Below are 7,753 nucleotides of genomic sequence, written 5' to 3'. Positions count from 1 at the left end.
ATCGTAGGCGAGGTGCGCGGGGGTGAGTCATTGGACATGCTGCAGGCCATGAACACCGGCCATGACGGTTCTCTGTCCACGGTGCATGCCAATTCTCCCCGCGATGCGATCGCTCGCCTGGAGACCCTGGTGCTGATGGCTGGTATGGATCTACCCCTCAGGGCCATTCGCGAGCAGGTTTCCTCTGCTGTGGATCTGATCGTCCAAATTACCCGGCTGCGCGACGGAACACGTCGTGTCACGCACGTTACCGAGGTCCAAGGTATGGAGGGCGACGTCGTGACCCTGCAGGATGCTTTTCTATTCGACTACTCTGCAGGAATTGATGCTCAAGGCCGTTTCCTGGGTCGCGCTCTTCCGACCGGCATCCGACCACGATTCCTGGACCGCTTCGCTGAGTTGGGAATTGCGGTTCCCCCGTCAGTTTTCGGCGTAGCTCCTGCACCCATGGGAAGGCGGTAACCATGGACTCCCCCGCGCTCTTCGTGGTCGCCATAGGGCTGTGTTTTGCCGCTATTGCGGTCTTGGTCTTGATTGTGTTGAAACCGGACAATGGCGCCATTCCCGTTGAACGCCGCAGGCTTGGTGCCTCAACCGATGACTCTGCAGTCGGAAAAGTCTCGCAATCCGCCGTCCACTTTGTCGACACGGCAATTGGTCGCTCGGGCGGACCCTTCAACCGGGAAATTCTCTACCAAGCCGGCGTGAAGCAGGCACCAGCCGACTTTACGGTCATGGTGGCCATCGTAACGATCGCAGTAGGTGTCCTCGGATCGCTGCTCGTCTCGTTGATCATCGGAATCCTGATGGCGCTGGCTACTCCATTCGTGGCAAAACTCGTTTTGGTAGTCAAGACAGACAAGCGACGATCGAAGTTCGATGCACAGCTGACCGATACCATCCAGATGCTCATCGGCGGTCTTCGTGTTGGGCACAGCATCATGCGCTCCCTTGAGGCGGCTGCCCAGGAAGCAGAGGCACCCACCTCCGAAGAACTGTCCCGAATTGTCAATGAAGTCAGGATCGGAAAGGATCCACGACAAGCCCTGGAAGAATGTGCCGCCCGGATGGATTCCGAGGACTTTCGCTGGATTGGGCAGGCCATCCAGATCAACCGGGAAGTGGGTGGCGACCTTGCGGAGGTCCTGGAGCAAGTTGCAGGAACCATCCGGGAACGCAGTGAAATCAAGGCCCACGTCAAGGCACTCAGTGCCGAGGGAAAGATGTCTGCTTACATCCTTATGGCTTTGCCAGTCGGTGTTGGTCTACTCCTGACCTTGATGAATCCAAAGTACATGTCAGTCTTCGTCACCCATCCTGTGGGGATCGCCATGCTGGTTGCCAGCGCAATCCTCTTCGTCATCGGCGGTTTCTGGATGAGCCGCACCGTAAAGATCAGGTTCTAGGAGGACTGTCATGACGCTTATCCCGTGGTTGATCATTGCAGCAATCATCCTTCCCGTCGGCTACTTCGTTTGGTCCCTCGCAACGATCGACCGGAAGGGCATCGTAGCCATTCAAAGCAATTTGGGTTCCGGCTTTGCGCAAGGAACTGGAGTCGACGTCCGACGCCCACCCCTGCTTCTGGGGGTCGCCCGGAAACTCACCCCTGGAAGCTACGAAGCCAAGCTTGATCATTGGCTCGCTTTGGCCGGACGCCCCAAATCAATGCCGCTGACAAAACTCATCGCACTAAAGCCAATTCTTGCGGTGTCAGGAGCCACCGCGGGTGTGCTGCTCATTCTGGCGAATCCCAGCCCTCTCAGCATCGGATTGTGCATCTTCCTTACGGTCTTTCTCTATTTCATCTGCGACCTTCTTGTGTATAACACCGGACTCAAACGGCAGGAGGCCATACAAGTAGAGTTTCCCAACACCTTGGACCAGATGCTGATCTCCGTTGAGGCAGGACTTGGTTTCGAATCTGCCATGGAGCGCGCGTCAGCTCATGGGGACGGCCCGCTCGCGCATGAGCTGATGAGAACGCTTCAAGATATCCAAGTAGGACGTCCTCGGCAGGAAGCCTACGAAGCATTGGCAGAGCGCTCTACTGTTCCCGACGTTCGCAGCTTTGTCCTCGCGGTCATCCAAGCCGATAAGTACGGCATTGGCATAGCCAACGTCCTCCGGGCGCAGGCCAAACAGGCCAGAGTCAAGCGACGTCAAAACGCTGAAGAGAAAGCGATGAAGTTGCCTGTTAAGGTGCTTTTCCCCCTACTGTTCTCGATCTTCCCAGTGTTGTTCATAGTCCTTCTGGGTCCCGCAGTAATCAAGATAGCCGAGGCCTTTTCGTAGCGGCTGTCCCGCGGGAAATAGACCGGCACTTCGCGGATCCCAGACCACGGAGTGCCACAACGGCCCCCTTCCGGTACCCAGAGCCGGGAGGGGGTCCTCCAACATCCGGACCCAACGGAAAGAACTACTCCCGCCGCGCCCGTGTCAGCTCAGCGCGGGCCAGCAACTCCGCATCCGACGGATAGGCTACTTCCTCCAGCACCAAGGGATGCGGTGCAGCAAGAACGGACTTGGCATCCCGCTTGCGTTCCAGCAGGCGCGAGTGCAACCAGCCAGGAGACTCCAGCCCCTCCCCCACACGCAGCGCAGATCCCACCAAGGAGCGCACCATGTTGTGGCAGAAGGCATCGGCCTGAACAGTGGCCTCAATGACACCGTCGCTTCCCCGGGAAAAGGAGAACTTCTGCAGCTCGCGGATGGTGGTGGCACCTTCACGCGGCTTGCAATAGGACCGGAAATCCTGGAGCCCCAGCAGCGCTGCTGCCCCGGAGTTCATGAGCGAAACATCCAACGGAGTCTTGTGCCACAACGTGATGCCCCGCAGCACCGGGTCCCATCGCTCGGGACCGTCGGCAATCCGGTAACTGTACCTCCGCCACAGCGCAGAGAAGCGGGCGTCGAAACCTTCCGGCGCCAGACCGGCGTCGTGCACTTCCACCGCACCGGTGAGGTCCCCAAGTATCCGGCTCAGTGCACCACGGAGTCGCCGCAAGAGCGCGACGGCGGGATCGAGTTCGTGCCCGCGCGGCAGCGAGAACCACTCAGCTTCGGTCAGGTCCAGGTGCACTACCTGGCCGCGGGCGTGAACGCCGGCATCAGTCCGGCCGGCAACGGTTACACGGATGGGCCGTTGCAGCAAAAGTGCCAGTGCTTCTTCCAACGAACCCTGGACGGTACGAAGACCGGGTTGCAAGGCCCAACCGTTGAAAGGACCGCCGTCGTACGAGAGATCAAGCCGGACACGCAAAAACCCGCCGCCCCCCAAAACGGGGGCAGCGGGTTTTCGTTCGTTCATAGACTTAAGTCTACTGTGAAGAATTCAGTGAATTACTTCTTGTCCTCAGCGGCCGGAGCCTCTTCGGTTTCAGCAGCTTCAGCTTCAGCAGCGTCGGCTTCAGCGGCCGGAGCCTCTTCCGTCTCAGCAGCTTCTGCTTCTACAGCTTCGGTCTCAACGACCTCTTCCTCGGCAGCCGGAGCAGCCTTGGCAGCGGCAGCGGTTGCTTCAGCAACAACGGCCTGCTTCGGGGAAACCGGCTCGAGGACGAGCTCGATGACAGCCATGGGAGCGTTGTCGCCCTTACGGTTGCCGATCTTGGTGATGCGGGTGTAGCCACCATCGCGGTTGGCAACGGCGCCGGCGATGTCGGTGAACAGCTCGTGGACAACGCCCTTGTCGCTGATCAGGCCGAGAACGCGGCGGCGGGAAGCGAGGTCGCCACGCTTGGCGAAGGTGACCAGACGCTCTGCGTACGGCTTAAGGCGCTTGGCCTTGGTGACCGTGGTGGTGATGCGCTTGTGCTCAAACAGAGCAGCTGCCAGGTTCGCGAGCATCAGGCGCTCGTGAGCCGGGCCGCCTCCGAGGCGCGGACCCTTAGTGGGGGTAGGCATAGTTATTTCTCCTGTTATGTAAGCCGGTCAGGTCCATTGCTGGACCCGGCGGCCAAGATCTGCTGTTTAGAGCTCGTCGTCGCTGAACGCGGCGTCGTCCTCTTCGATGGCTGCGGCGCGGGCTGCGAGATCGAAACCGGGAGGGGAGTCCTTGAGGGACAGACCCAGTTCGACGAGCTTTGCCTTGACCTCGTCAATGGACTTCGCACCGAAGTTACGAATGTCCATCAGGTCAGCCTCGGAGCGGGCAACGAGTTCACCCACGGTGTGGATGCCCTCACGCTTGAGGCAGTTGTAGGAACGGACGGTGAGGTCCAGATCCTCGATCGGCAGAGCCATGTCAGCTGCCAGGGCAGCGTCCGTCGGCGACGGGCCAATCTCGATACCTTCAGCTGCGGTGTTCAGCTCACGAGCCAGACCGAACAGTTCCACCAGGGTGGTGCCTGCGGAAGCAACAGCATCGCGCGGAGCGATTGCCTGCTTGGTCTCGACGTCGACAATGAGCTTGTCGAAGTCGGTGCGCTGCTCAACACGGGTAGCTTCCACGCGGAAAGTTACCTTCATGACCGGCGAGTAGATCGAGTCAACCGGAATACGGCCGATCTCGGAGTCGCCGGACTTGTTCTGAGCTGCCGAAACGTAGCCACGGCCGCGCTCGATGGTCAGTTCGAGTTCGAACTTGCCCTTCGAGTTCAGTGTGGCAATGTGCAGATCCGGGTTGTGGAATTCGACGCCGGCCGGCGGAGCGATGTCCGCGGCGGTGACGACTCCGGGGCCCTGCTTGCGCAGGTACGCAACAACCGGCTCATCGTGCTCGGAGGAAACCGAAAGGTTCTTGATGTTCAGGATGATCTCGGTGACATCTTCCTTGACACCCGGAACCGTGGTGAACTCGTGCAGCACGCCATCGATCCGGATGCTGGTTACAGCGGCACCGGGGATGGAGGAGAGCAGGGTACGGCGGAGGGAGTTTCCGAGGGTGTAGCCGAAGCCCGGCTCCAGCGGTTCAATGATGAAACGGGAGCGGTTCTCGGATACAACTTCTTCAGACAGGGTGGGGCGCTGTGCAATGAGCACTTAGGTTTCCTTTCGGCGAGCATCCGCTATATGACGCAACACAGGTGGTGGAAATCGGCTTCGGTTTCCAGCCTGACCAGCCGGGCCATGCTGATGGAGCGTCGAAACACTCCATAGCAGGCCCGGCCAGTCAGGCAGGGAAGACCTAATTAGACGCGGCGGCGCTTCGGCGGGCGGCAACCGTTGTGGGCGCTGGGGGTGACGTCCTGGATGGAGCCAACCTCGAGGCCAGCGGCCTGAAGCGAACGGATTGCGGTTTCGCGTCCGGATCCCGGGCCCTTGACGAATACGTCAACCTTGCGCAGACCGTGCTCCTGAGCGCGCTTTGCAGCAGCTTCGGCAGCCATCTGGGCAGCGAACGGGGTGGACTTACGGGAGCCCTTGAAGCCAACCTCACCGGCGGAAGCCCATGAGATGACAGCACCGTTCGGGTCCGTGATGGACACGATGGTGTTGTTAAAGGTGCTCTTGATGTGCGCCTGGCCAAGCGCAATATTCTTCTTATCCTTGCGACGCGGCTTACGAACCGCTCCACGAGTCTTCGGGGGCATTGTTTCTCCTACAGAAAGTTATCGGGGGAAAACCAGGTCAATCCCGAGGGATTAACGTCCGGCCTTCTTCTTGCCGGCGACGGTGCGCTTCGGGCCCTTGCGGGTACGAGCGTTGGTCTTCGTACGCTGTCCGCGTACGGGCAGGCCCTTGCGGTGGCGCAGGCCTTCGTAGCTGCCGATTTCTACCTTGCGGCGGATGTCAGCGGCTACCTCGCGGCGAAGGTCACCCTCAACCTTGTAGTTGCCTTCAATGTAGTCACGCAGCTGGACCAGCTCGGCGTCAGTCAGGTCCTTGACGCGAACGTCAGCGCTGATGCCGGTGGCAGCCAGGGTTTCGTGTGCACGGGTCTTGCCCACGCCGTAGATGTAAGTAAGCGCAATTTCCAACCGCTTTTCGCGGGGAATGTCTACGCCAGCGAGACGAGCCATAGTGGCGGTACTCCTTGAATAAACCGGAGGTCGTAGGCAGTACACCCACACGTTCCGTGTGGCCCCAGCCTCCGACCGGGGGTTCGCTGACCAGGCTCTGAAATGCAGTCCTGGCACAGCTTGTGCTGCCTTTATTTACTTGCGTGGGCTAGCAACCCAGGTTTGCCCTTGCGGGCGCTGATTCCCGGAAGGGGAATTAGCCCTGGCGCTGCTTGTGGCGCGGGTTCTCGCAGATCACCATGACCCGGCCGTTACGGCGGATCACTTTGCACTTGTCGCAGATCTGCTTGACGCTCGGCTTGACCTTCATGGCGTTCCTTTGCGTGTTTTGCAGTTGATCTGCTGGAGCGGCTTAGGCACTATTGCCAGGCCGCCCAGCAATTTACTTGTAGCGGTAGACGATACGACCACGTGTGAGGTCGTATGGGCTCAGCTCAACCACTACCCGGTCCTCGGGGAGGATTCGAATGTAGTGCTGTCGCATCTTCCCAGAGATGTGTGCGAGAACGACGTGCTTATTGGTGAGCTCAACACGAAACATCGCATTGGGCAGCGCCTCAGTCACAACGCCCTCGATCTCAATGACCCCGTCCTTCTTGGCCATATCCTCCGCTAACTGTTGTTTGCCGCCGTCCTTCAGTAGGCACCGAAGATCCAGCGGACGTTTTTTGTTTGCTTGGCTCTCTTGAACCACGACACTAAAAAGGGCGTGGCTGCACAGACAACCAACAAATAACTCTACGCCAATCAGGCCGGAAAGTTAAATCCGTCCATGGTAGCGCAAGGCACCCCCGCCGTCACTCCCCTGAAGGCCTGAAAGCCGGGAATTCACCTGCGGCCGTCGTAACGCTGTCCGCCGCCAGGACGCCGTCGAGGATCGCCAGCCGAACGGCTTCCGCCGCGGCGCTTTGGAGCGTTATCAGCGACACCTGTCGCGCCTGTTCAGTACTGCGGTCAAGCCCGACGGCGCCGGTCGCCAGGGCGAACACGGTGTCTCCGTCCGCCAAAGTATGGGACGGATCCAAAGCCCGCGCCAAGCCCGCATGCCCGGCCGAAGCAGTCCGCTTGCACTCAGCCACATCAAGCACCGCGTTGGTCGCAATCACCACCAACGTTGTGTTGAGCCCCTGCGGCGAAAGGGCGGGGTCCACATCGGGTTTCAGGCCGGCAGGACCAAACACCGGCGATCCCAGTGCATTCACAACAGCAATAGCGCCAACAACCACACCACCGTCGAGGCTAATGGACGACGTCCCGATCCCGCCCTTGTACTGCCCCCGCGCTATGAGCGCACCGGTCCCCGCACCCACGTTTCCACGTTCGACGACGGCATGGTCACCGGAAGCGAATGCCGCGGCGGCTGCCTGGTAGCCCATGCCGGCGTCGGGTCGCGCCTTCACGTCACCACCCCGACCGAGATCAAAGATGGCGGCCGCAGGCACAATCGGCACCACGGTCCCTGGAACAGCGAACCCCCTGCCCTGCTCCTCACACCACTGTTGCGCACCACCAGCGGACGCCAAACCGAAGGCACTGCCCCCGGTCAGAACGACTGCATCAACGCCGGAAACGAGGGTAGTGGGATCCAGGGCGTCGGTTTCATGGGTCCCTGGACCCCCACCACGAACATCCACGGACCCCACAGTCCCCGCAGGAGGCTGCACCACAGTAACCCCGGACAACCACCCCTCCCCCACCCTCTGCACATGCCCAACCCGTATGCCGGCAACATCGGTGATCGAATCCATGGCTCCATTCTCCCCCTGCCCGCCCCGGCTGGCCTCGCCAGCCTG

The 7,753-nt window shown here is 60.4% G+C and carries 11 protein-coding genes; 3 read left to right on the top strand and 8 right to left on the bottom strand.

Annotated elements, in window-relative coordinates:
* From HP499_RS17720 to HP499_RS17710, 3 genes are all read left to right on the top strand, one after another.
* On the top strand, window positions 1-462 hold a 462-nt coding region (locus HP499_RS17720; RefSeq protein ID WP_172325515.1), incomplete at its 5' end, for an ATPase, T2SS/T4P/T4SS family.
* A 2-nt stretch (window positions 463-464) separates the two neighbouring features.
* Window positions 465-1,406, top strand: coding sequence for a type II secretion system F family protein (locus HP499_RS17715; RefSeq protein ID WP_172325514.1), 942 nt, complete (start codon window positions 465-467; stop codon window positions 1,404-1,406).
* Between the two features lie 10 nt (window positions 1,407-1,416).
* A complete protein-coding gene (locus HP499_RS17710; protein WP_172325513.1) occupies window positions 1,417-2,295 on the top strand; it encodes a type II secretion system F family protein in 879 nt (292 codons plus the stop codon).
* Between the two features lie 124 nt (window positions 2,296-2,419).
* Here HP499_RS17710 and HP499_RS17705 read toward each other — a convergent pair whose 3' ends face one another.
* From HP499_RS17705 to HP499_RS17670, 8 genes are all read right to left on the bottom strand, one after another.
* The gene (locus tag HP499_RS17705; RefSeq protein ID WP_172325512.1) at window positions 2,420-3,310 is read right to left on the bottom strand and encodes a tRNA pseudouridine(38-40) synthase TruA; all 891 of its coding nucleotides are present in this window, start codon (window positions 3,308-3,310) and stop codon (window positions 2,420-2,422) included.
* Window positions 3,311-3,342: 32 nt separating this feature from the next.
* On the bottom strand, window positions 3,343-3,903 hold the full coding sequence (rplQ, locus tag HP499_RS17700; RefSeq protein WP_089595783.1) for a 50S ribosomal protein L17: 561 nt from the start codon (window positions 3,901-3,903) through the stop codon (window positions 3,343-3,345).
* Between the two features lie 66 nt (window positions 3,904-3,969).
* The gene (locus HP499_RS17695) at window positions 3,970-4,980 is read right to left on the bottom strand and encodes a DNA-directed RNA polymerase subunit alpha (RefSeq protein ID WP_011775567.1); all 1,011 of its coding nucleotides are present in this window, start codon (window positions 4,978-4,980) and stop codon (window positions 3,970-3,972) included.
* Between the two features lie 149 nt (window positions 4,981-5,129).
* Entirely contained in the window at window positions 5,130-5,531 is a 402-nt protein-coding gene (gene rpsK, locus HP499_RS17690) for a 30S ribosomal protein S11 (RefSeq protein WP_014922380.1), read from the bottom strand.
* 51 nt (window positions 5,532-5,582) lie between these two features.
* Entirely contained in the window at window positions 5,583-5,960 is a 378-nt protein-coding gene (gene rpsM, locus HP499_RS17685) for a 30S ribosomal protein S13 (protein WP_011775569.1), read from the bottom strand.
* A gap of 196 nt (window positions 5,961-6,156) precedes the next feature.
* On the bottom strand, window positions 6,157-6,270 hold the full coding sequence (rpmJ, locus tag HP499_RS17680) for a 50S ribosomal protein L36 (RefSeq protein ID WP_011775570.1): 114 nt from the start codon (window positions 6,268-6,270) through the stop codon (window positions 6,157-6,159).
* Between the two features lie 72 nt (window positions 6,271-6,342).
* Window positions 6,343-6,564: a translation initiation factor IF-1 gene (gene infA / locus HP499_RS17675; RefSeq protein WP_011775571.1), complete on the bottom strand. Its 222-nt coding sequence runs from the start codon at window positions 6,562-6,564 to the stop codon at window positions 6,343-6,345.
* Between the two features lie 193 nt (window positions 6,565-6,757).
* Window positions 6,758-7,708: a P1 family peptidase gene (locus HP499_RS17670; protein ID WP_172325511.1), complete on the bottom strand. Its 951-nt coding sequence runs from the start codon at window positions 7,706-7,708 to the stop codon at window positions 6,758-6,760.
* Window positions 7,709-7,753: the final 45 nt, after the last annotated feature.

Origin of the sequence: Paenarthrobacter sp. CM16 (assembly GCF_013179505.1) — a bacterium.
GTDB lineage: Bacteria > Actinomycetota > Actinomycetes > Actinomycetales > Micrococcaceae > Arthrobacter.
The sequence above is the reverse complement of the archived record's forward strand: the minus strand, read 5'-3'. Positions and strand labels throughout refer to the sequence as shown.